Origin of the sequence: Paenibacillus sp. FSL R5-0475 (assembly GCF_038004585.1) — a bacterium.
Classification (GTDB): domain Bacteria; phylum Bacillota; class Bacilli; order Paenibacillales; family Paenibacillaceae; genus Paenibacillus_AQ.
This window is the reverse complement of record NZ_JBBORK010000001.1, coordinates 6,377,918-6,403,187: the sequence shown is the minus strand read 5'-3', so window position 1 is coordinate 6,403,187 and position 25,270 is coordinate 6,377,918. Positions and strand designations below refer to the sequence as shown.

The 25,270-nt window shown below is 43.6% G+C and carries 17 protein-coding genes; 7 read left to right on the top strand and 10 right to left on the bottom strand.

Annotated elements, in window-relative coordinates:
• Positions 1 to 7: 7 nt before the first annotated feature.
• Positions 8 to 1,147 carry a DHHW family protein gene (locus MKX41_RS28585; protein ID WP_340974170.1) on the top strand — a complete coding sequence of 380 codons (1,140 nt, stop codon included), beginning with the start codon at positions 8 to 10 and terminating at the stop codon, positions 1,145 to 1,147.
• A 665-nt stretch (positions 1,148 to 1,812) separates the two neighbouring features.
• On the opposite strand, the gene MKX41_RS28580 is transcribed toward MKX41_RS28585, so the two are convergent.
• Genes MKX41_RS28580 through MKX41_RS28570 form a run of 3 tightly spaced genes read right to left on the bottom strand, consistent with a single transcriptional unit; the run spans position 1,813 to position 5,135 of the window.
• Positions 1,813 to 3,222 (bottom strand): HAMP domain-containing sensor histidine kinase, encoded by a 1,410-nt coding sequence (locus tag MKX41_RS28580; RefSeq protein WP_340974168.1) that lies wholly within the window; start codon positions 3,220 to 3,222, stop codon positions 1,813 to 1,815.
• Complete coding sequence (locus MKX41_RS28575) at positions 3,206 to 3,853, bottom strand: response regulator transcription factor (protein ID WP_339800547.1); 648 nt, start codon at positions 3,851 to 3,853, stop codon at positions 3,206 to 3,208. Before MKX41_RS28575 ends, MKX41_RS28580 begins: the two co-directional genes overlap by 17 nt.
• A 10-nt stretch (positions 3,854 to 3,863) precedes the next feature.
• Positions 3,864 to 5,135, bottom strand: coding sequence for a glycoside hydrolase family 5 protein (locus MKX41_RS28570; protein WP_340974165.1), 1,272 nt, complete (start codon positions 5,133 to 5,135; stop codon positions 3,864 to 3,866).
• A 156-nt stretch (positions 5,136 to 5,291) separates the two neighbouring features.
• On the opposite strand from MKX41_RS28570, the gene MKX41_RS28565 reads away from it, so the two are divergent.
• Positions 5,292 to 5,735, top strand: coding sequence for a hypothetical protein (locus tag MKX41_RS28565; RefSeq protein WP_076286168.1), 444 nt, complete (start codon positions 5,292 to 5,294; stop codon positions 5,733 to 5,735).
• Between the two features lie 81 nt (positions 5,736 to 5,816).
• Here MKX41_RS28565 and gshAB read toward each other — a convergent pair whose 3' ends face one another.
• Together gshAB and MKX41_RS28555 are read right to left on the bottom strand one after the other, a co-directional pair.
• Positions 5,817 to 8,147: a bifunctional glutamate--cysteine ligase GshA/glutathione synthetase GshB gene (gene gshAB, locus MKX41_RS28560; protein WP_340974164.1), complete on the bottom strand. Its 2,331-nt coding sequence runs from the start codon at positions 8,145 to 8,147 to the stop codon at positions 5,817 to 5,819.
• 19 nt (positions 8,148 to 8,166) lie between these two features.
• Positions 8,167 to 9,519: an MATE family efflux transporter gene (locus MKX41_RS28555; RefSeq protein WP_340974163.1), complete on the bottom strand. Its 1,353-nt coding sequence runs from the start codon at positions 9,517 to 9,519 to the stop codon at positions 8,167 to 8,169.
• 219 nt (positions 9,520 to 9,738) lie between these two features.
• On the opposite strand from MKX41_RS28555, the gene MKX41_RS28550 reads away from it, so the two are divergent.
• The 5 genes from MKX41_RS28550 (at position 9,739) to MKX41_RS28530 (ending at position 16,449) form a co-directional block, all read left to right on the top strand.
• Positions 9,739 to 10,644 (top strand): ArsR/SmtB family transcription factor, encoded by a 906-nt coding sequence (locus tag MKX41_RS28550; protein ID WP_340974161.1) that lies wholly within the window; start codon positions 9,739 to 9,741, stop codon positions 10,642 to 10,644.
• A gap of 113 nt (positions 10,645 to 10,757) precedes the next feature.
• Complete coding sequence (locus MKX41_RS28545; RefSeq protein ID WP_340974159.1) at positions 10,758 to 12,032, top strand: MFS transporter; 1,275 nt, start codon at positions 10,758 to 10,760, stop codon at positions 12,030 to 12,032.
• A gap of 285 nt (positions 12,033 to 12,317) precedes the next feature.
• On the top strand, positions 12,318 to 14,291 hold the full coding sequence (locus tag MKX41_RS28540) for a serine hydrolase domain-containing protein (RefSeq protein WP_340974158.1): 1,974 nt from the start codon (positions 12,318 to 12,320) through the stop codon (positions 14,289 to 14,291).
• 59 nt (positions 14,292 to 14,350) lie between these two features.
• Positions 14,351 to 15,028, top strand: a complete 678-nt coding sequence (locus MKX41_RS28535) for a response regulator transcription factor (RefSeq protein ID WP_042184959.1) — start codon at positions 14,351 to 14,353, stop codon at positions 15,026 to 15,028.
• The gene (locus MKX41_RS28530; protein ID WP_340974156.1) at positions 15,025 to 16,449 is read left to right on the top strand and encodes a HAMP domain-containing sensor histidine kinase; all 1,425 of its coding nucleotides are present in this window, start codon (positions 15,025 to 15,027) and stop codon (positions 16,447 to 16,449) included. The genes MKX41_RS28535 and MKX41_RS28530 overlap by 4 nt, the downstream gene beginning before the upstream one ends.
• Positions 16,450 to 16,842: 393 nt before the next feature.
• Here the strand turns inward: MKX41_RS28530 and MKX41_RS28525 are convergent, their stop codons facing one another.
• The 5 genes from MKX41_RS28525 to MKX41_RS28505 all read right to left on the bottom strand — a co-directional run bounded on the left by MKX41_RS28525 (position 16,843) and on the right by MKX41_RS28505 (position 25,135).
• Positions 16,843 to 17,571, bottom strand: coding sequence for an ECF transporter S component (locus tag MKX41_RS28525; protein ID WP_042184957.1), 729 nt, complete (start codon positions 17,569 to 17,571; stop codon positions 16,843 to 16,845).
• A complete protein-coding gene (locus tag MKX41_RS28520; protein WP_340974155.1) occupies positions 17,553 to 19,223 on the bottom strand; it encodes an ABC transporter ATP-binding protein in 1,671 nt (556 codons plus the stop codon). The genes MKX41_RS28525 and MKX41_RS28520 overlap by 19 nt, the downstream gene beginning before the upstream one ends.
• Positions 19,196 to 20,086: an energy-coupling factor transporter transmembrane component T gene (locus MKX41_RS28515; protein WP_339268808.1), complete on the bottom strand. Its 891-nt coding sequence runs from the start codon at positions 20,084 to 20,086 to the stop codon at positions 19,196 to 19,198. Before MKX41_RS28515 ends, MKX41_RS28520 begins: the two co-directional genes overlap by 28 nt.
• Positions 20,086 to 21,060 (bottom strand): DUF4430 domain-containing protein, encoded by a 975-nt coding sequence (locus MKX41_RS28510; RefSeq protein ID WP_042184954.1) that lies wholly within the window; start codon positions 21,058 to 21,060, stop codon positions 20,086 to 20,088. Before MKX41_RS28510 ends, MKX41_RS28515 begins: the two co-directional genes overlap by 1 nt.
• A 73-nt stretch (positions 21,061 to 21,133) precedes the next feature.
• A complete protein-coding gene (locus MKX41_RS28505) occupies positions 21,134 to 25,135 on the bottom strand; it encodes an S-layer homology domain-containing protein (protein ID WP_340974154.1) in 4,002 nt (1,333 codons plus the stop codon).
• Positions 25,136 to 25,270: the final 135 nt, after the last annotated feature.

Sequence of the window (25,270 nt, the reverse complement as noted above, 5' to 3'; positions counted from 1 at the left end):
ATTGTTTATGAAGCAGAGAACGGATCGAATACTAGTGGCGGGATTTGTCGCGACGCTGTTTCTGGTGGGTATAACCTTTTTCTTATTGCCAGTTCAACGTTTCTCTGAGCTAGAAAACCGATATTTGCAAAGCGCTCCCCAACTGACATGGGACAATTTATTATCCCACACCTACGCGGAAGAGGCGGAAAGCTTCGTAACCGATCACTTCCCTTTTCGCGCCAAATGGGTATGGGTGAAATCGGCGATGGAGCAAATGAGGTTGCAGCAAGAAAATAACGGAATATATAAGGGGAAAGACGGCTACTTATTCGAAAAATTCGAGGCACCTGATCACAAAAAGGTTCAGCAATATACAGCGGCTGTGAAGCGTTTTGCCGATAAAAATGCTGAAGCCAAAACGACCTTTCTGCTTGCGCCGACATCGGTAGGCTTGTACAACGAGCGTCTGCCCTGGTTAGCACCCGTATATTCGCAAGCCGAGGTGAATCAAAAGATTGCTGTTGAAGTAAGTGATAGCCTAACTTTTATAAATGGATTTGATGTGCTTGCTCCGCATGCTGCAGAGGACATTTATTATCGGACCGATCATCACTGGACAACCTACGGCGCTTACTTGGCTTACGTAGCGTATGCTGAAAGTATGGGATGCCATCCTCTGTCCCAGAGCGAATTCGAGATTGAGACGGTAAGCGATTCGTTCCTTGGAAGCTACCATACGCGGAGTCAATTTATCGGAGTGGTGCCAGATTCCATTCAAATGTATGAGCCTGTTCATGATGTATCCACCAAGATACATATTGTAGATACGGGTGAGACTTTAACAAGTATGTACGATTCAAGCTATTTGGAGAAAAAAGATAAGTACTCTTATTTCCTAGGGGGCGTTCATGCCCTCATGAAAATCACAAGCCAGCTTGATCCTAAAGTGGTCAAACAGGAGAAGTTGCTCGTCATCAAGGACTCCTATGCGCATAGTGTCATCCCTTTTTTGACTCAGCATGTGCCTGAGATCCACGTGATCGACATTCGTTATTATAACGGGAGTATCAGTGAGTACATGGCTCAGAATGATATCAAGGATGTATTGATGCTGTTTAATACAGCTACTTTTGTTGATAATGCTTCGATCTTGAAGCTGAATTGATGATATAGTGATGGATTAGGTGATGGCTAAGGAGATAATACGATAAATCTGGTGACGGGACGTAACTGCGGGAATGTTTGGACTTACGGTCGCTGTTGTCTCCAGATGTTTTTGATTTTACCGCTATCAGCGGATAACATCCGGAGACAAAGGCGAACGCTCCGCTCCTACAGTTCCAAAATTCCCTCCGTTACTTTTCACCATATTTATGGGTTAAATCTAAAAACCATTCACGATTATGTGTAGAATCGTGTCTCTGCTGATAGCTTTAAAGCGAATGAATCCTCCTTGAAGGAGTGCTTCATTTATTATGAGCTGCAATTCAATTCCACTAGCATTGCATTAAGCTTCACATCACACCACTTTGCGGATTAGGGAAATCCTCCCTAAAATTAGTCAATTATCGGCTCAAATTGTGACTTTTAAGGAAATCCTCCCTAATAAATACGAGAATACCCTCTTTATGAATGAAACACCCTGATAATTGGGGAGATTTTCCCTAATTATCGCTTGGAGCACGATTAATCTCACATAATTAGGGAGGCTTTCCCTAATCTAAACATTTAATCATTGATAGTGCCTGATACATATTCATTATGAGGTTGATTAAGAGTGAAAGAGTTGCCACAGTAACTGAAGATTTCTTAAGGGACATTTTCCTCCCACTAGCAATTATTTTCTGTAACCTCAACATCAAACCAAACACTAAAACTAATATACGAATCCTCTAATGTGGCTTCGTATTTCAGACCATTCTTAGCTAGAATCTCCGCGACAATAGACAGGCCAAGTCCAGTTCCGGAGATTTCTTTATTCCGAGACTCCTCGATGACATAGAACGGGTCCCAGATATACGCTAGATGCTTCTCTTTTAGGCGCGTGGTTTTATTAGTAATGGTGAATTTCAAAGTGCCTTGGGTATCATTCGCTACTGAGATTCCAAAGACATTCTCTTCCCCATATTTAATGGCGTTACTAATTAAGTTGTTGAATACAATTTCTATCTGGCTAATATCCTCTTCAACGATGGATTGTTCAACCGAATGGAAGTCGGTCTGTAATGTCAGGTTTTTATTTTTAAGCGTAATATTATATTGTGAGATCACTTTGAGCAGAAGCTCTTTAAGATCGAATTTTTCTTTATGCACTTCGGTCTTTTGAATCTTGGACAGTTTAATTAAGTAATCCACCATATCAGACGTATACTTCACCTGTTCCAAAATGATATCCGTATACGTACCATCATCCAAATCATCTTGAATGCCAATGGTATACGCCTGGATTAAGGATAACGGTGTTTTTACCTCGTGTGAAATGCTTGAGATCAGAGTGTTTAAGCTTTGATTTTTCTTTTCCAGCTCTGCATGGGCGCTTTTCAAACGCTGACTCATCTGGTTAATGCTCTTTGATAATTCTTCGATTTCATCCCCCGACTTAATCGTCACTTGTTTAAAATCAAGATTGGAGATATCCTTCGCTACATCCTGCAATTGCTCTAACGGAGTAATGATTTTCCTCGAAAAATAAGCCACTAACAGCAAGCTGATAATAATCCCCAAAAGAATAGAATAGAAGCTGAATTGGTTTACGATGTTTAAAGCATCTGTATTGTGCACAACCACTGTGCCGATGAGGATTAAGCTACCATCCTGCTCATATATTTTCGTTAACAGGCTGGACTTCAATTTCCCCTGATTAAATAATAGATTCACCGTTTTCCCTTCATTTACCTTTTGCAAAACTTCTTCCGTAATCCAGAACTTATTAAGTGCCACTTTATCTTTGTACAACGCAAATTGAATGTTCTCATTGATTATTGTTGCGCTTCCGTTGTTCTCAACCCTAACTATCGTTACATTGTTATTGTTCTCGATCGCTGTTTCTTTCTCCATGAGCTGATCCAGACTGAGATCCTTTACTTCGTCATAAATGTCGTTAATTTTGGTTTTCATTTTATAAAGGTAATAATCGGACGAGAAAAAATTGTGTAATGAATAGGACGTCCCAAACACAATCAGCAGAATAATACTTACCATAATCAATAACTTCGTGCTTATTTTATTGATTTTTATCATGGAAGCTGTACCCCATTCCCCTGTGTGTAATTACGTGGTCAGCCCCAATCTTATCGCGTAATCTTTTGATATGTGTATCCACGGTTCTCTCTTCACCAAGATAATCCATCCCCCAAACGGAAGATAACAAAGAATCTCTGGACAAAATCCGGCCTTTATTCTCATATAGGAAGGTTAGCAGTTCAAACTCTTTTTTATATAGGGACAGCTCCTCCCCATTCTTGAACACTTTTCTTCGCTCAAAATCAATTTCTAAGTCCCGTATAGCAGCTACTTTTTCGGTACCCAGCATTTTTTTGATTCTCAGCATTAAGATCCGTGGATCGAATGGTTTTCTTATATATTCATCTGCACCGATATCTAATGCGCTAAATTCATCGTCATGGGAAGATCGAGCGGTCAACATGACCACCTTAGCTAAACTAACCTGCTTGATTTCATTGCACACCTCAATCCCGCTTCGCTTAGGCATCATCCAATCCAGTACCACAAGGTCGATTTTATTCGAAAAAAAGAGCTCCAGCGCCTCCTCCCCATCCGCTGCTACCCAAACGTTATAGCCCTCTTTTTCGAAATAAGTCTTCAATATAGTGGTCATGTGTTTCTCATCATCAGCAATTAGAATGTTCAAGTAGCATCATTTACTCCTTTCCTTCAAGTCCTTTCTTCAATACTTCCCATATCGGGCTATCGACTACTTTTCGAGGAGGCTGTTCGCCTTTTTCTATCGCTTGCCAATATTCCCAGGTTGGGGGCTTACTTCCCAATTCATAATCCATACCGTCCCAAGTATCCTCGCGGAAAGCATAAAATGCCCAGTGCCAGCCGAAATCATCAAAAATCGAAATTAAATCAGCCATGTATTGATCTGCACCTTTTACTAGTCGATTCGTTCCAAACTCTTCTGCAACAATCCGATTTGCGGGGATGTTATGTTCCTTTGCCCACTGTGCAACAGGTTCCAGAAATTCCTTTAAGGCTTCCTTTTTAAAAGCTTTTTCCGTTTTATTATCCCCGACCTTTACCGTTCCAGGATACTCATAGGTAAACCCTTTTTTCTTATTTTGACTGGTTAACTCGTAAGGCTCGTACATATGAAAAGCATACAACACATTCTCATCATCGATCGGTTTTAAATATTTAAAAGCCCAAGGTGTAGCATACAGCCCAGAATTTACGATAATTGGCGTCTTGGTATCTACGGTACGAATAGCGGTCACTATCGTCTTATATAAAAGATTCAAATCCGCAGGGGTATTCTCTACTGAGCTATACCATTCGCTGTAGTCCTGTGTCCAGAAGTCATTAAATCCCGTGGCGGTCTCTGGATGCGGCTCATTTATCAGGTTATAACCGATTACCGCAGGATGATCTTTCAACCGGCTTGCTAGATCTCTCCAAAACACTGCTGCTTGTTCATGATAACTGAAATCTTTCCATATCCGATCATCATTTTTGTAATTATTGAACTGCCTCCAGCGATCTCCGGGGAGACTGAGGACGGTCAGCACCACTTTGGAGCCCCGAGCCTCGGCTGCATCTAAGTCCGCTTTTAACTCGGCAAAATCCTCCTCAACAATCCCTTCATACTTATCTGCATTCCCTATTAGAAAATCTTTATCCGGGTTCGCATCCGGTTTGTCATTAAATAAATAGTCACTGTCTTTTGCCCATTTATCTGGTGCCAAACGAATGAATTCCATATTCTGCTCTTTGGCAGCATCATAGTTTTCCGGTAAAGATTTTGAATTCATGAAATTAGTTCCTTTTCTCTGTCCATCCCAGAAGACTAACTTCTCATTCCTTTCTATCTTCTCTTCCTTCTTCAGTTCTGGATTGGCTTGTGATGGTACCGAACTGCATCCGACAACCAACAATAAGATCAACACGATAAAAGCTTTAGATTTCTTCATTTTCTCACCTCGTAGCCTATCGTAGCGAATCTCTGTTACAAGAGTGTCACAAGGGGTCGGAATCAAGCTCTACAAGTAGGTAGCTGATGAATTTCATACGAATCCAAGAATCGAACCTTACTCTTTCATATTCTATTTCTAGGAGGTGAGTATAATATGACCATTCAGTTTGTAGATTTAAGACTTTCCAACCAAGCTGCTTCGGATGCTACACCAGCAGTTATTCCACTAGCAGCGACTCCCCTTGTTTTTGGGGATATTGGTATTCAGACCGCAGGCGTATCGGCAGATAATCAAGGCAATGTCCGCATACTTTTGACTGGATTTCTAAAAGTAGAAAACAATCCTCTTTTCAACACTAATACCGTTAATGTTCGCAGAAACGGAACCATCATTTTCACCACAACATTTGGTGTTGCGATCAGCAGAGAAAACGAGGCTTTCGGCTTTACAGCAGTAGATGTTCCACCGCCAGCAGCGGTCGCAGCAGGTCAAATTCAGTACACGGCGGAGATCTTCACTAATGCTGCTGCAACAGATCCCTTTAATAATGTCCAAGCCAGAAACTTTAGTGGCGTTGCGGCAGCGGGTAACTTCTAGCATTAATATGCAGCGGGTGGATGAGCGAATTGTCTCATTTAAAAGCAGAAGCTCAACCAAAAGTACTGGTTGAGCTTCTGTTCATTCTCCAAACAATAGATCCAAAATTCGTTCATCCGCTTGGCGGTTCTTGCCTTTAAAAGGATAACAGTGGATATGAATCGCTGGATTAAAATTGATCTCAATAATGCTGTAATTGGTATCCTTCGCCTCTTCCCTAATATCATCAATCATCATGTCTACTCCACAAATAGTGGCCCCTGCAGCTTTAGCTGATTGAATGGCTAGATCTTTATAGCAGCCCGGAATCTCATCAGTAAAGTCTAAGCTATCTCCACCGGTACTAATATTTGAATTCTCCCGCAGGTAGATGATCTCATTCAATGGAGGGATATCGCTCCAAGTCATAGTGTGATTCTTCAAAAACATCTCTTCTGCTTCGCCAATCCGAATCTTCTCAAGCGGAGTTTTGTAGCCACGACCTCTTAGCGGATCCTTATTCTTTTCGTGGACCAGCTCTTCAATCGTATGTACACCATCACCGACCACATTCGCCGGAACCCGGTGCAATACTCCGACTACTTCATCACCCATGACTAGAAAACGATATTCTTTCCCCGTCATAAATTCCTCAAGCAGCACTGTTCGATCATGCTCGAAGGCAATTGCGAAGGCTTTTTGATAATCTTCTTTGGAGAAATCATCTGTAAAAATAGTAATGCCGAGTCCAAAGTTGGTTGATTTGGGTTTGATCACTATTCGCTTATTACGATAAGTGCCATATGCATTCATTGCCGCTTCCAGATCTCCAAATGCCTCACCTGAGGGAACACGAATGCCTTGTTGTTTGAGAACTTCCTTCGTAACAATTTTATTCTCCATAATTAGTACCGTGCTGTAAGAATCCAGGGATGTCTTCGTAGCCTGCTTAACGTATTCTTTATGATCGCCTTTCGTAAGTACAACGAAGTTCTCTTCCCGATCGAGCAATTGGAACTTAATCCCACGTTTAACCGCTGCCTTCAGCAGAAGCTGTGTAGATAGCTCCAAATCCTCATATCCTACAAATCGGTATCCATTCGCAAGACTTTCCTTAGCATATTGTTTGGCTTTATTCAGATGATATTTAATAAAAGAGGATTGTTGAACTTCCGACTTCACAATTCCCGCAAAGCTCTGATCTGAATTTAGAATCTTATCCTTAGCTTCGTTCAGAACGTTCGAGAACTGTTTATCCTCTGGGTTCAATAGCTGTATCATATCCTGCATCTCTTGCATACAAATTAAAGCCTTCTGTTCCATTGTCCCGCAAGAATCTCCGTAATCATGCAAACAGCCTTTGATCCCCTCCATGATCAATTGATCATGATTAAGATTCGCCATCTTCTGATCCTCTACCCCGAACGGTTCGTCCTCTTTCATTAACATATACAGGATAAACAGATGAATGAAAGTCATTGATTCTTTGCTTATTCCTATTTTATAGAGTGGATTGAGATCAATAAAACGAAGCTCCAAATAGGCAATCCCATCCTGCAGCAGCTCCTCTAACGGATGTTTACCTCTTGCCGTCTTCACTCTAACCGGGCTATAGAACTCTTTTACACTTAATAATTCTTCCGATTCTATCAACGCTTGTAAATCATGTACATATTCCGTAAGCGAGTCAAAAGACACATAGAGAGGCTTTTCATTCCGATACCCGCATTCGCTATTTCGCAGGGAATTCATATTCAGATAATAGAAGCTTTTGTCATCATCTGATTCACCACGTGCCACACAGTGCTCCATATAAGTCTTATCAAAAACAGGACTAGCACCTGTTAAAAAGATTAGAAGCCAGCGGTATCGCAATAGGTTGCGGGCTATTTTTAAATAGGTAGCATCTTTGAAATCTTTAAAGCTCTTTTGTGGATCTGTGATATCATGAAGCTTTTTTAGAAATTGTTCATCAAAAGAGAAATTATAATGGATCCCACTCAGCAATTGTCTTTTACGACCATACTTATCGGCTAGCTGATGTCTATACTCGTCCTCTACCGGATTACCCATTTTGGCAATGGGAATGTCCTTATCACTCGGTAGCATGGGAGGATTACTACTCGGCCACAGATATTCTTCATTAAGCTCTAGCGACACAATATCCTGCAGCGCCTCCAGAAAGTTATAAGTCTCTTCAATAGAATCAAAAGAGGGTGTCACCATTTCAACCTGACTCTCTGAGAAATCCGTTTGAATATAGGGGTTCTCCAGCTTGTTTCCAAAGGCTTTTGGATGTGGTGTCAGCGCAAGTCTTCCCTCTGGATCCACTCTGACATTTTCTTTTTCCAGTCCAAATTCTCCGTGAAAAATCTCCTTATTCAAATGGTTATCCCTTAAAAGCTGTATGAGTTTACGATTTAATAAAGCCATTCCTACGCTCATCCTTTGCTTAGTAATTTGCCTGCTGTTTATTCATTCTGAACAAAGATCTTCTAAACCAGAATACAAGAATAACACCCTTGAACACACTGCTTAGCGCAATCGACATCCACACCCCATTCAAGCCAAAAGGTTCGGATAAGAGTAAGGCTAGTGGAATTCGGAGTGCAGTAAATGAAATACTAAAGATCGGCGGGATGTGGGTTTGACCCATGCCGTTAAAAGCACCTACTGTCATCAATTCCATACACATGAATAATTGTGAGTAACCGATGATCCGCATATAATCTGCGCCCAATTCCAAACTTGTCTGGTCTGATAAAAACAATGAAAATAGCTGCTGCGGGAACGCAATAAATATAAGCGACACGATCACGCCAAAAATGGAGGTTAAAATTAAGGCCTGACGATACCCCTGCCCAATACGATCGAAGCGACGTGCTCCATAATTTTGACCAAAAAAGGCAGCAATAGCTCCCTGTAGTCCGCCAATGGTCATATAGGAAATGGATTCAATTTGGATTCCTACTTTTTGAACCGCAATAGCATCCGCTCCAAATCGTACAATGATCTTGGCAATGATGATCGATATGATCGTAAAGGTGACCCGTTGGATCGTTATCGGTAGCCCCATGCGGATGACTTCTTTCATTTGACGACTGTCCCACGCGGATGTGTTTGAAATGAGTTCTGACTTTCTTGTCTTCACGATAAAAAGAGCCGTAACCAAAATGTTCGCCGTTAATGTTGCAATAGCTGCCCCCGCTACTCCCCATCCTTCAAAACTGCCCCAGCCAAAAATCAAAAATGGATCAAGGACAATATTAACCATAAGACCAATGGAGAAGATCTGAAACGGTTGTTTACTATTTCCCATAGCGTTTAAGAGAGTTGCGAATAACGTATTCACGATGGAAAATACCGATCCAAATATCGAAATCACTAGAAATTGTCTAGCCATCCGCTCTACTTCATCACTTCCAAGATCAAAAAAACCAATCAACTGATTCTTGGTTAGTAGCACTAAACTCATATAGAGAAGTCCTAATAAAATAGACATCATAAATCCGTTCTTTATATAAGATTTAGCCTTCTCTAACTGACCAGATCCCATACAATGCGCCACCTTAATCCCTGTGCCGATCGTAACCATAGTCGATAAAGCAATCGCTAGATTAATGAAAAAACTCGCTGTACCAATCGCGGCAACCGGACCACTTCCTAATCTTCCAACCCAAATCATATCGACTAGACCATAAGTAGTAGAGATGAAATTCGTCGCAATAATCGGAAGCGTTAATTTCATTAAGGTAGGCATAATAGGACCCTGAGTCAAATCGTTTGTGTCCTTCAAGTCCTTCAAGTCTAATTACACCTTCTTCATCTAATTTCAAATCCATTATATAACCACGCACTTATATAATCAATTGATTATATGTGAACAATATTTTGAGTTCGGATTTTTCGGCGAAATGGCTATTGAAAAGAACGATTAGTTCGTTTAGAATAAAACCAACGATCAGTTCTATATTTATAGAACTAATAACAAGTTCAGTATTTCACTGAAAGAATGGAGCAGCTCTTGGATTATAAAGTAGAGGTCGATTTTGCACCCATGTATGAATGTGTTAGTAGTATGACTGCTTTTCTAAGTAAGCAGAACCATACTGCCATGGATTCCGGTAAGCTCTGGGTACGCGATGTTCAAGCCAGATTCGCGCCAATGCTGCTACGTAAAATGCAGGAAGTCGTTAAGAAACTTGATGATTTCAGTTTGGCTCCCTATATTTGGTGCTGTCCGGGAGAGCGTTCGGTGGAGGGGTTTTTGGAGTGGTTCGATGGTTTATCTTCGGGCGAACTGTATGAAATATCCGGACGTTTCGGCCAATCGGTCCCTTCCAATCTTGCGGAGCTTAGGGACACTGCCGCTGACATCCTCCGCGAATGGAACTCAGGTTACTTCAGTGGAATCGATCCTAATATCATCAAAGGGCTTGAGCAAGAAGCCGAATCAAGACGCGCGATGCTAAGCGGGAGCAATGATATGGAAGTCTTTGAAGCAGCTACCGACGGAATGCGCCTCTATCCAACTGATCATCTGAAGCAGGTCATTATCATTCCGCAGTATCATGCTCGTCCGTTGGTTACTACCTCTATGTATGATGAATTCGTGTTTACTAGCTACTCTTGTGATGCTCTCCCTCCGGAAGCTGGACGGCCTGCTCCAGCATTACTCCGCCTTACCCGAGCGCTGTCAGATGAGACGCGGCTGTTTATCCTTCGTTTGCTCACAGGCAAACAGCTCAATTTCACAGAAATCGTACGTGAGGTCGGACTTTCCAAAAGTACAATCCACTACCATCTTATTGCACTGCGCGCAGCTGGCCTGGTCATTGTCCATAGCAATGTTAAGAGCACTTCGTACAGCCTACGTTTAGAAGCCTTAAACGGACTGCCTCAGCAGATTGAGGCGTATCTGGAGAGTTAAGCATAACCGCCTTTGGCGTCCTTATAAGGACGGTAAGCGTATTTGCGAGAAATATAAGATAGTATAGGCGCAAAACTTATACTTTCTTATTTTAAGAAAGGAGCTACCAAGCAATGATAAAACGCAGCTATTACGGTCTACTCTCCACCATCACTTTAAGCGCTTTCGGAGATGCTTTTGGCTTACTGGCTATGGAATGGCTCGTCTATGAGCTAACCGGTTCTAAGCTAGCGATGGGAGCACTCGCGCTCAGCTCCGGCATACCTGAGCTGCTGTTGCGCTTGCTCGGTTCACCGTTGTCCGATCGGCTGCACCGGATCCGTTTTATGGCCTGCTTGGCAGCCATTCGCTTGCTGGCTATAGCACTGCCACTCGGCATGGGCCTGGCTGGCCAATTGCAGCTGTGGCATCTGTTTGTCGCCGCGGGTCTCAGCGGATCTTGCGCCGCATTGTTTATGCCAACAGCGATGGCTGTTATTCCTGGCGTTGCCGACAGCCGGAAGCTGGTGCGAGCTTTTGCTATCATTGATGGCAGCAAAAGCGCAGCAGTCCTGCTGGGGCCTGCCTTAGCAGGTGCGTTGACCGCTGCTAGTGGAGCGCTGCCCGCCCTTGGCATCAACATGATATGTTACGCAGCCGCCATCACTACCTTGCTGTGCTTACAAAAACTACCGAAACCTTCTCCAGCCCCAGGTAGTTTCTCCATCACCGTTTACGTTCGCGAGATAGCCGAGGGCTTTACCTTCTATAAACAATTTCCTGCAATGCTTACGATTATGATCATGGCCTCCATCAGTAATTTAAGCTCAATTGCCGTCTGGACGATGATGGTCCCTTTTGTACGCGAAGTGCTCCACCGCGATGCGGCCACGATGGGCACGCTAAGTACAGTTTTCGCACTGGGAACCTTAGTCGGGCTAAGTGTGATTTCCATGATAGGGGAAATTAAAAAAAGACGGCTTGTCATGCTTAGCAGTCTGGGGACCATAGGTTTAGTGACTACCTTATGGGGGTTATTCCCTAGTTTTTCTTTTGCTCTCGCCGCTGTATTTGCTACTGGGACGTTAGGTCCCTTCTTCGGTTCCTTAAGCTCTTCACTCCATGGACGTCTAGTTCCGAGCCATCTGCAAGGAAGAGTCAATTCTATTCGCTTTCTGATCGGTGGCGGCTTGCAGCCTTTTGGTGCTTTTGCCGGTGGCGCGATTGCCCAGCATTATGGGGTGCCCGCACTTTTTGTAATCGCCGGACTACTTCCAATGCTCTGTGCTAGCGCAGCCTTGCTGCTCCCCGGACTAAAAGCACTGGATGGTGATCTTTCCACGCTTGAAGCCACCCATCGGCGTCCCGATGCGGGGGTTCCCACGCACGGTGTTATTGCTGATCGATAAGTGGGGATATGTAGAAGAGTTCACTGATTCTAATAGAAACAGCGATAACTTAGGACAAGGAAATAACGTCCTAAACTACCGCTGTTTATTTTAATTTATCAGGTAAAAAAGGAAACTGGAATTTCAATTTTTTCACAATAGAGTACCCTCTGTCGTTGAAGGCGGCGGATGGCAGTCTGTTTTTTATAGTCTTGTTAACGTTCCATTCACACTACTCTGATAATGTCTATAAGCGTTAGGTGGATGATCATCCAAGCCCAATAAATGATGATGCGGAGGATAATAATGTTAACTTCTATAAAAAAAAGACTGATCGTTGGTCTAACCCTATTGGCTGTGATTAGTGCCGGATTAGGCGCAAGCCTGGTGTTGCCCGGGTACCAGGCATCGGCCGAGACCAAAACGGATCAAACCGTGCTACCCATAACTCAGACTGAAGTACCCGCCAATCTCGATGATACCGCGAGTCTGACTGCCTTCGTTGATAGCATCATGGAAAAAGACATGAATCGGCTGCAAATTCCGGGAGCGGTCATCTCCATCGTAAAAGACGACAAGATTATTTTGGCCAAAGGTTATGGCAGTTCCAATCTGGAAAAGGCAGCACCCGTTGACCCGATAACCAGCATGTTTCGAATTGCTTCAACGACAAAGCTGTTCACCTGGACAGCGGTGATGCAACTGGTCGAGCAAGGCAAAATTGATCTAGATACGGATATTAACACCTACCTGAAATCAGTGAAGATCCCTGCTACTTATCCTGAACCTATCACTATGCGCCATTTGATGACACATACAGCAGGGTTTGAAGAGGGTGGAGTGGGTTATCAAATCACTACAGACCCTGCCAAATTGCCGGGGTCAATCTCGGAAACACTCAATAAGCATATGTTGGCACGAGTAAGACCACCCGGACAGATAAGTTCTTATTCGAACTACGGTGCTACACTCGCAGGTCTAATTGTAGAGGAAGTTAGCGGTGTTCCTTACAATGATTATATAAAGAAATATATTTTTGATCCGCTCGACATGAAATATTCGACTGTAGTAGAACCTTTACCGGAGTCATTCATGCCCAACAAAGTTGTGGGGTACAACAGCGAGAACGGCAGTTTTATTTCAGGCACACCTACCTTCGAGGGCGGCTTTCGTCCTGCCGGCTCGGGTACAGTATCAGCAGTAGATATGGCGCATTTCATGATCGCCCATCTGCAGAACGGGAAATATGGAGACCAGCAGATTCTGAGACCCGAGACGGCAGAATTAATGCATTCAACGGCGTTTCAATTTGATAAACGTCTGCCGGGAGTGGATCTTGGGTTCGCAGAGAAACAAATCAATGGGCTCACGCTGATCACTCATGGTGGTTCTGACCCCATGTTTAATACGGGATTGTATCTTGTGCCTGCCAAGCATGTAGGCATCTTTGTATCCTACAACGGCGGTGAGGGCGGTGATTCCGCAGCAAACCTCATCCAAGCCTTTTTCAACCGCTACTACCCTGCTCCTGATGCGAGTCAGGCTGAATACATCGCTTCTGATGAATCTATTCAGAAATTTGCAGGAGCCTATCAATTTACCCGCAGAAACATCAGTGATATTGATAAGTTTTTCAATTTTTTCGCTCAGCTGAATGTCTCGGTTGAGGATAATAAGCTATCCTTGGGAAGTGGTAGTGAACAACAATTGTATAGTGAAGTCAGTCCGAATATGTTCCAACTCGAGGGAGGTACCGAACAAATTGCCTTCCGCACGAATGAGTCCGGTAAGGTTACACATATGATCTTAGGGATGGTACCGGATATGCCGCTGGAGCGTACGCCTCTTTTGGATCAGAATAAATTTTGGCTTATCGTACTAGGGTTCTCAGGGTTGATTTTCATCACTGCATTGCTCGGACTAATCTTCTCCAGACGCAAGATTAAGGCGATGACGCCACCTGAAAAGTGGGCCATCCGCCTATCTGCGGGAACTGCTGGTTGGGCGCTGTTATCTTTCGTCACGATATTTATGGTGGTTATGTCCATGGACATGATGCAGAAGTTCAGCGGGATCAGTCTTTCGCTTTCTCTCAGTTTAGTTATGCCAATCATTTTGGTTGGTCTGACTTTAGCTTTACTAATCTCGGCTATACTGGTTTGGAAGAATAAATACTGGACAGCTTTCAAGCGTGTGCATTATACGTTAGTGACGCTTTCGGCTGTGGCGATGACTCTGTTCTTCTACTATTGGAACCTGTTAGGTTGGCAGTTCGGATAACACCATTACTTGCCAAGTACAAATCAGATATAATGAAAGCTTAATAGAGGAGGAAAATCGTGGCTACTATACTTATCGCTGATGATGATGATAACATCCGAAAGCTAATGTCTTTATTTTTGCGAAAAGAAGGTTTTGACCTCAAAGAAGCCAGGGATGGTACCAAAGCTCTGTCCATTATACAGAACTCGCGTGTCGATCTCGTCATTCTAGATATTATGATGCCAGGATTGGATGGTTGGGATCTATGCAGAGAAATCAGGCGCTGGGATGCCAACATCCCCCTCCTCATGGTGACGGCTAAAGCGGAATCCGCACACAAAGTGAAAGGCTTTCAACTTGGTACGGATGACTATCTAACGAAACCATTTGATCCGCTTGAATTGGTAATGCGAGTAAAAGCTTTGCTTAAACGCTCGTTGGTCGTCTCTTCCCAGTCTGTGCAGTTGGGCAATGTGACGCTCAACCGGCGCACTTTTCAGGTCACGCGTGGTGAAGAACCGGTCACAATTCCTTTGAAGGAATTTGAGCTGCTGTTTCTGCTGGCCAGTCATCCTGGGCAAATCTTCACAAGAGAACAATTGATCCTTCAAATCTGGGGATTAAATTATGAAGGAGACGGCCGGACTGTAGATGTGCATATAAGTCGGTTGAGGGAGAAATTCAGCGGCAAGGGCGAGCAATTTCAAATCGAAACGGCCCGCGGCCTGGGATATCGGCTGATCCCTACGCCATGATCAAGACGTTATATGTACGCGTCATTCTCACGTTTCTAGGCATCATTATCTTTAGTCTAATCTGTTCCTTTTTCATTGGCTTGTATGTCTTTCAGAAACAGATAAGTTATGAGGGACAGAATGAAATGATCGTAGTGGGAAAAGAGATCATTCACCGCTATGATGACGCCAAACCTAAAGATACGGACGAGTTCCTGAATAGTATGGTTAAGGTATCTGCACACCCTATCCACCTGTACAATCATGCTGGAGAACATACCTTTTATGGGCTCAAGGGTAGTCCGGCTGTCACTGTCCCCCCCGAAGCTGTCAAACAAGTACTACAAGGAAAGTTCTACCGTTCCTCCGCGGAAGATAAGGATATTTTTATCGGGATGCCCTTTATGTTGAACGGGGAGTGGCGTGCGATGTTCTTGCAGTATTCTGCTGAGAACGAAAATATCGTCAATCGGATGGTGCTCTTTGTGCTTTTGCTCGTGCTTTTGCTGGGTAGTGTATGCATTCTTATAGCCGCCAGATATTTGGTGGAGCCGATCAAAGCACTGACGAATGCAACAAAAAGACTGGCCAAGGGTGATTTCGAGGTGGAGCTTAAAGTGAACCGAATAGATGAAATCGGGGAATTGACACAAAGCTATGTGGAGATGGCAGGGGAGCTGAAGCAGTTGGAACAAATGAGGCAGGATTTCGTATCCAACGTTTCTCATGAAATCCAGACACCGCTTACGTCCATTTCCGGCTTTGCCAAGGCGTTGCAGAACCATGATTTGATCGTGGAAGAGGAACGCAGCGAATATCTTGATATCATCATTGCGGAGAGTGAACGTCTGTCGAGGCTAAGTGATAATTTACTGAAGCTCGCTTCCCTGGATTCTGAACATCATCCCTTCAACGCAAGTCCCTTCAATCTTGACGAGCAGATTAGAACCATCGTTGTGACCTGTGAGCCCCAATGGTCAGCCAAAGGCATCGTTATCGATCTAGAGCTGCCGGAAGCGGTCAAAATTAAGGGTGATGAAGATCAGCTGAAGCAAGTATGGATGAATTTGCTCAGCAACAGCATCAAATTCACACCGGTAGGCGGGAATATCCGCATCAGTATAGATAGTAGTGCAGCAGAAGTATCCGTCACCGTCAGCGATAATGGAATCGGGATGTCCCCGGAAGAGTTCAACGCCGTATTCCAAAGATTTTATAAAATAGACAAATCGCGGAACGGAAACAACAATGGCAACGGTCTCGGACTTGCGATCGTTAAAAAAATTGTCTCTCTGCATCAAGGAAGGATAGAGGTAGACAGTGCTATCGGAGAGGGAACGACTATTATCGTTAGGTTGCCCGTCTCCCCGCCTGCTCCCAGCCGAAAGAGCCTTAAGCCCTTTGAAGATACCTCAGCGCCTATGGATATCGTAAGGGAATAATCAAAAAACAGGCGATACCGGTAGACCGGAGCATCGCCTGTTTTTTAAGGTTAGATCTAGGAGCATCGCTACTAGAATTCCATACCGATTGTAATATCTTATAGTGGCCAAACCTCCAGCCACTAGGTACTACCGCCCCCCTTCGGCTAAAAACCGAAGGGGGGTTCTTTGAGCCTTTCGTCGATGTGGGTTTGGGTTTCGCGCTGATGGCAGCGGAGAGAACGGACTGATTGTGGAAAAGCGGAGCGTTCGCCTTTGTGTCCGGATTTTACCCTAGGGGGAAAAATTCAAAAAAATCTGGACACAACAGCGATTGTAACAACAGTCCGTTCTCGGAGCGTCCGCCAGCGCAATGCGCAGCACTTTAAAACACCAAACACCCAATTCCAAAACCTAAGGCTCAATCAACCCATACTTCGTTTTTATCCGATCCAACTTTTCAATCATAGGGTTAGCAATGAAAAAGAGGAACACCACCGTCGAGATGGCATGCACCATATCAAACCAAAAGGCGGAAACATAAGTCGTCATCAAAGCCGATAATGAGAACTCAGAAGTGAACATCATCAGCGAGCCTATATTGATAATGCCTCCATATACCAAGAACGTTGCTAGCCCTCCAAATATACAGAGAGACAGCTTAGTCTTTTTAAGCAGACCTTTCTTGAAGAAAATGCCCGCCAGGAAGCCAATGATGCCAAAACAAAACATTTGCCAAGGCGTCCAAGGTCCCTGCCCAAAGAAGAAATTGGAGACGAAGCCCGCAACAGCACCGACCAGAAATCCTGCCTCAGCTCCCAAACTCACCCCTGCGATGATGACAATGGCAACAACCGGCTTAAACTGCGGCAACATGAAAAAGGCTGCGCGTCCAGCAACGGCAATAGCTGCTAGCACCGCTATGACGATGAGTTCCCTCGCCTGCGGCTTCCGATTCTCGAACACCAACGCAAACGGAATCATCGTGTAGAGGACGATCAATAGGCTGATAAAGTAATATTTGCGATCATCTAGGACAAAGATACCTAACAAAATTGTAGCTGGAATAACTATAAAGATTAGCAGTCCCGCTAATAAAGTTCGACGACTCAAACGACGACCCGTCACCTGCTTCGTTGACATAAATCAATCACACCCTCTATCGTTACTCCCTCGCTCCATACATGACGCGCCATACGGTTGGCGGCAGTCGTATAGAAGCTGTTTCCAGCAAAAAACCTCTGGGCTTCATTCGTAGTGATGATACTTCCATCAAAGAACATGGCGCAGACCTCCGCGTATTTGGCACAGAATTCAACATCATGCGAAACCATTACGATGGTAACACCTTCAGCATTAAGCTTCTGTAAGAATAAAGCTAATTTCTCTTTAAAAGGTCCATCCAGTCCCTTCGTCGGTTCATCCAGCAGCAGAATCTTTGGTTCTAACAAAAGCACTTTTGCCAGCGCAGTACGCTGCTGTTCTCCCCCGCTAAGATCATACGGATGCATCGAGAGAAGATGTTCCAGTTCTGCGAACTTAACCACAGCCTCAACTTTAGCCACCTTTTCTTCCTTCGTCAAAGGAAGCTGAGATAACATTTCGTATAAATCTAGCTCGACTGTTTTTTTCACAAATAAGGTTTGCGGATTTTGCGGGAGGATGCCCAGATTGTTAGTAAACAGTTCTTTGGCATTCATTTTTGCTGGGTTCTTTCCACCGATTAGAACCTTCCCTCGATAGGGCTGAAGGATGCCGCTCATCAAGGAGAGTGTTGATGTCTTCCCTGTTCCATTCCCACCAACTATGCAATAGAACTGCCCTTGCTTTACTTCAAAAGACAAATCTTTAATGATGTCCGATCCGTGTTTATCATACTTAAACCATACATCCTTAAACTTTATGACTACAGACCCGTCCACTTTCGAGCTTGGCTGAGATTCTGCGATCGCTGCAGGTGTCTTCTCCTCTAGAAAAGCATCCAACCATTGGCGTCCTTCCTTCACTGTAACAGGCCATGCTAAGTCATTCTCTACGCCTGCGTAAATTTGCATCGGTGAGGGCATGGACAGAAACATCGGATGATTCAGCTTGTTTAGAGCTTCTCCCACCCTTTGCGGGGTATCATCAGCAATCACGACGCCCTCATTCAACACAATCAGCCGATCTGTAAGCGGAAGAACATCCTCTAGACGATGCTCGCTCATGATAACGGTTGTTCCAAGCTCGCGATTAATCTTTTTGACCGTTTCCAAAAAATCGGAAGCGGCGATGGGATCTAGCTGAGAGGTAGGCTCATCAAGGATTAGAACCGAGGGATGCATAGCCATAATCGCTGCTAAATTGAGTAGCTGCTTCTGGCCACCCGATAGCTCAGTCACACTTTTATGGAACCAGGTCTGAATTCCGAAAAAGCTCGCCATCTCAGCCACGCGCAAACGAATCGTAGAATTGTCATAACCTAAGCTTTCAAGGCCAAAGGCCAACTCATGCCACACCTTGTCTGTCACAATTTGATTATCCGGACTTTGGAGTACATAACCGATTTCCGCTGCTTGTGTCCGTTGATCGATCTCTTCTACAGGTTGACCCTTATAATAAATCGCCCCTTGGCGTTTGCCATGTGGGGTTAGGATTGTTTTCAGTTGTCTTAGTAAGGTACTTTTTCCGCAGCCTGACTTTCCACACACAGTAATAAAGTCTCCGCTTGCAATCGTAAGATTGATATTCGAAAGAGCCATCTGCTCTTGTTCAGGAAAAGCAAAGCTTAGTTCTTCGATTCGATAGATTTCCATTTCATTGCCTCCACCATATTGATGAGCACAGGGATCATACATAGCGCAAAATAAGCGATATATACAAGGATACTAAAAGGTGTTATTGCGCTCGCTTTAATCGACGGATAATATCTCATCGTGTTCTCACCCATCGCAGCGCCGATGACTACCATCGCAATTAAGCCTGTCATGATCAAGAGGGCTACTTTGTCCCGGGCATCTAGACGGAAGATCGAAAAGCTTGTACGTCCAGGCAATCCATATCCTCTTGACTTCATGGAATCCGCCGTCTCAATCGCATTTTCCAGGGCCCAAGTAGTCATTATCGATAGGATCGTAATCCCATTCCGCGCCCTTGCGAGGAGATTTCCCTGCGTGACATCCCGGCCTATACATTTTTGGGCATTCGAAATCACCTTGATTTGCGCTAAATATCTAGGAACAAAACGAAGCACCATCGAAAAAATCAACGACAGTGCCGGCAGTATTTTTCCGAATATATAAATAAACTTATCCGAGGTCATCACGACGTTATAACAGGAGAACCATATGATTACCGTCACAAACATGCACGCCGCTGCTACGCCATAAAGAATGGATTCCTTCGTAATGGGATTTCCATTGTTCAAATAGAACAAGATCGTTACCCCTTGGTGATTAAAAACAGGATTCATAATCGCCATAAATAGTAGAAAAGGAACCATGTACAGCAGATTAAACCGAACGGCTTTCTTTCCTTTTAACATAAAGGAGTAGACTACTGCACTGATAAGGGCAATCACCTGAAATATGGGATGCATGAACACCATGCTAAACAGCAATACAACGACAAAATATAGAAAATTCACAAACGGATGAAAGGTAGAAAAGCTATCCTTCATTATTTCTGAGCTCCTCCTGTGGCTACATAACCACCTACATCTCGACCTAAATCACAAGTGTATACCCATTCAACGACATCGCCATCCTTGAGAACATAACGACTACTGCCGTAGTTAGGGAACCAGCCATTTACTTTGTACATCCATCCACTAAGCTCTCCAGCATCAAATTCATAAAGATTATTTATGCCTTCAATATAATTACTGTTATAGATCGGAGTCATACTGAATTCCATATGGATTTTATTCTTCTTCATCTCTCTTAGCAAAACATCAAACACAGACTCACCTTCATAAAAGGTTACCTTCTGCGCTTTATAAATGATACCATCTGCCGGCAATACTTCAACCTTATCCTTATTGAAAATATCCATATTATCTAAAATCGTTGCTGCCGACACGGACAAAGTAGCCGTTAATTGCTTCTTCTTATCTACCGTTGCATCTTGCCATTCCACGGGCTTAGGTTTCCCGCTCGGCACTGGATCGGTAAGGAATTTATCCTTTTTCGGTTCCTGCTTTGTTTCTGTTGTCGCTACTTTTGAATCCGGTTTGATTACTGGTTTTGCCGTCGCTTTCGTTTCCGGCACGGACGTTTTAGCCGCTTTCGGTGTTGCGGTTGGTTGTGCCTGTGTATCCGATTTAGGTGTTGCAGTCGGCTTTTCAACCTCTGTTACCGCAGTTTCGGTTGGCGTTACCTCTTCAGTTGGTTTTAACGTTTCAACGGGCTTAGGCTTAGCTGTTTCACCAGGTGTAGCTGTAGGAGCTATCTCCGTTGTCTCGGCATCACTTGAGGTTGTAGGCTCTACATCAACATTCTGATTGGAGGCCGTATTGGCTGATTCTACAACTTGAGACTCAACACTGTTACTCGCAACCTTGTTCGGGCTCTTCTGATAATTCCCGCCCCAAAAGAAGGCAATCGCCAACACACCAATAATTAGTATCGCTGTTAGCCATTTTTTCTTATTCATTTCTTAAGTTCCCCACCTTAAATAATAAGCAAGGGTATACATGCTACCCTTGCTTATCTCTTTAAATAAAGTTCTATTTAACGTCTGTCATGTCATAAAGACTCGTCTGACCCTTAACGAACCGATCATAAGCAACCAGTGCATACATCGCTTGATCCGTAGCCATAAGATCTACTTCTCCGGGTTTCGCGCCTCCGTTGCCTACGCCACCCTGCTTCACGTGATAAAAACCACCTTCAGGTGCAGCAAAGCCAAGCAACGCATCTACCGCTGAACGGCCATTTTTAATGAATCTGGAATCCTTATGTGGATCTATACCAAGTCCAGCTAAAGCTACGATCACCTGAGCAATGCTCTCGGAATTCGTAGATTCCCAGCTTGCAAAGCCACCGTCTGCTGTTTGCGTTTTGGATAACCAAGCAATTCCACGATCCACAGCAGCCGTTACTTTGGCATTCGTTTTGTAATAAGGGGTCAAGCCTTGTATAACCATTCCCGTAATATCCGGATCGGCCGCAGTAGCATTACTGCCTAGTGCCCAACCCCCGCCGTTGATCTCTCTACCTAAAATGTAATCAATGAGCATCTCTCTAGTTGTCTGCGTCTTTACATCCTTAACCACTGGAATGTCGTAATGATTACTATCCAGAGCGATCAGGGCAAACACAGGTCCATTAATGCCTTGCTTGATTACAGTATCAAAATCAGCGAGTGGTTCAAGAAGGTTATAACCCGCCACTTTATCAATATTTTTGCCGATTGAAGTTAATGCCAAAATAACTCTATCATATTCCGTATATTTTACGCTATGCAGCTTCCCAGCTTTTTCTTTAAGGGTGGCTTCTACATTCGCATAGTACTTAGCGTAATAACTATCTGGAACCTTCACACCAGAACGTGCCAGCCCGAACACTGTCCAATCCCCGCCAACCGAGGATATGACCGGGTTTGTTACTGTTTTTTGCAAAAAGGCTGCTGTGTTCTGAATGTATGGACTAACTGCTTTGTCGCCACTCTTATAATCATGGGTTCTAGTAGCTACAACAGCTGCCATTTCTCTAGTTACAAGCTCTTTAGGCTTAAACTGATTATTGTCACCTAACATAAGTCCGGTGGCAACAATGGTTTCCACATCTGCTTTTGCCCACGCAGACACAGTATTGATATCTTTAATAGCTGTCCCAGGCTTCGTAGCCGGGATTGATAATGCTCTGACAATAATGGCTGCCATTTGTTCGCGAGTAATCTTATCATTTGGCTTAAATTCATTATTAAAGCCTGTAATTAACCCTGCTTTATGAGCAGCATTCACATATGGATAGAACCAATCTCCCAGAGCGACATCCTTGTAGGTAATTCCTTTGTCACTCTTGATATCAAGTTCCAATGCTGATACTAGGATCTTAGTAAATTCTGCTCTTGTAATGTGATCTTTCGGATTTACCTGACCATTGTTACCTTGGATGTACCCTTTTACTGTAGCTGTTTCAATCGCTGAGAACGCCCAGGATGAGATCTTATCGGCGTCTTTATACACTTGCTTGATATCGTTAGGAGTCGCTGTTGGCGATGGACTCGGATTTGGATCAACGTTGGCTTCTGGATTAGTTCCTCCACCCGCTCCTGGAACTCCACTTGGTTTAGGAGTGGCAGATGGGGTTGGAGTAGGGCTTGTAGTTGGTATCGGTGCATTTAGATCCGCACCCCACTGTGTTGTATAACGCCACTGAATACTATCTCCAGCACTCAGGGTATATTGAGATGCCCCAAAATCCGGATACTGTCCATTCACATTGTACATCCATCCACTACCGCTACCATGGTCAAATTCTCCATCACCCGCTATGGATTCGACATACACACTATTGTATATTTCTGTCCATTTATATTTATAGACGATACCTCGGCTGTCGAGCACTCTCTTTAATACAGACCATACTGTGTCACCCGGTTGGAGCTCTATCTGTGCCGATGGAACAACGTATCCCTTATTGATCGTAAGCTTATCCACGGATAGGGTTACATATTGCTTCGATGGAGTGGTTCCACCACCGCCAACGTTGCCATTGCCACTACCGTTACCTTCGCCAGTACCACTTCCACCATCACCAGGTGTTTGTACTGCGCTGGAGGTGTACGCAATGTAATCAGTGAAGTGATTGGTTTTTACGATTAAATCATTTCCATTATCATATGCATACTCTGACTTGCCGCTTGCCAAACCTAAGGCGTCACTTGCAAATTTTTGAATCGCATGAGGTGTGCCGTCTTGAATATAGGCTACATCTTTTCCTTTAAGGTCCTTAAAGGTTAACGTAATAAAGTGACTGAATTCTACCTTTGCATTGCCACCCATGGAAAAAGCTTGGATAATGTTCTCCAGCTTCTTGTCCTGAGAAATAACCTGGTTCAGACTATCTTTTATTTCAGATTCTGTGCCTGTTAAAGGAGAGATCAATTCAATCGCAGAGGCATCCCCACTTGTAACTTTTGCACCCTTTGGAATGACTACAGATACGTCACCTTTGGTAGCCTCTATCTGAGGAAGATCGCTGTTACTAAGTAAACTGACACTAACCTTCGATTGTTGATCTTTAGGAATAACTACCGTTATTTCCTTGTTGCTGTCTCCAGAGCTGATCGGAATGATATAATCATGAGCATCATCTTTGATTACAACTTCCGGCTTATCACCCGAAGGTAACTCTATTTCTTTTTCTTTCGGATCTTCTGGTTGAACAGGTCCCGGCTTTTCGTCAGACATATCATATAGACGATTCTTATGATTGATCAGACGATCATAAGCAACCAGTGCATATGTACCTTGATCTGTTGCCATACCATTTACTGCTCCTGTTGGTCTACTCTTAAAGCCACCATCAGGTCCAGAGTTGGCTAATAACGCATCAATTAGGGATTTACCCTCTTTAACAAACCTTGGGTCACTGTGTGGATCTATGCCAATTGCTGTTAAAGCAACAATAGCTTGTGCGATGCTTTCGCTACTTGAATATCCACCTTGACTGTTTTGGTTATCTTTCAACCATGCGACTGCCCGATCCACAGCAGCTTTTACATTCGGATTATCATAATAAGGCGCAAGAGCTTGTACGGCCATTCCAGTCATATCGACTTCGGCCCGAGAACCAAAAAAAGCCCATCCACCATTGGTTATTTCTTTACTTAAAATGAGCTGAATCAGTTTTTCTCTTGTGGTTTGCTCTTTATCCCCTTCAACTACAGGAATATCGTAATTTCGAGTATCTAAGGCAATCAGAGCAAATATAGGAGCATTAATCCCTTGATTCTTAACCAATTGATAATCAGCGAGCGCAGTTCTCAGATCATATCCTGCAACATTCGTGATATCTTTTCCGATAGATGCAAGACCTAGAATCCCTCTGGAATTCTCTGTACTGAAATATGGGTGGAGTTTACCATTATTTGTTGCCAATAAACTTTCAACCATCTTAGTTACATTATTGTAGTAGAGATCATAATAACCACTTGGTACTTTGTAGTTCGCACGTGCTAGAGAAAGAATCGACCATTCTCCGCTACCTGTTCCAAATGAAGGATTCTTTACGGTGTTAACGATGTAGGCCAAGCTTTTATCTAACTGTTCTTTAGCAGTGATTTTATAAGTAACCTGATAGGTTACATTATCTGCTTTGTTTCCTGCGCCATCTATAGCTGTTACTGCGATTACGTTACTACCTGGGTTTAGAGATGCTTTGTACTCACCATTAGTAGCTGACAGAACGACTTGGTTCAGCTTTACTACTGGAATAATGTCTTTATAGACATTGTCTGTAACCACTACTTTGAAGCTCACATCTTTACTGGATACTTCCTGTTTATCTTGTATACCTTCTATTGAAATCGTAGGCTTCTCTGTATCTGGCTCTTGTACTAGCGCATTAATCTGCTCTACTAGAGCTTGATCAACCTCTGTTGTTACAACTGCACTATCGGCAATTGCTTCATTCGCATGAGCCGGGATTACGCTTGTAGAGAACGTCGTGATAAATACTGCTACAATAAGTAACCAAGCTAAAAACTTATTTTTCTTCATGTTTCCATAACCCTTCCCTTCTCTTCCTATGTTAAAAAACAGAATAAACTTTCATAGCACTACAAAAAAACCACTCAACATAACGTCAAGAGGTTTAAGATAGTGAACCGCAACAATAGCAGGCATATACTATAT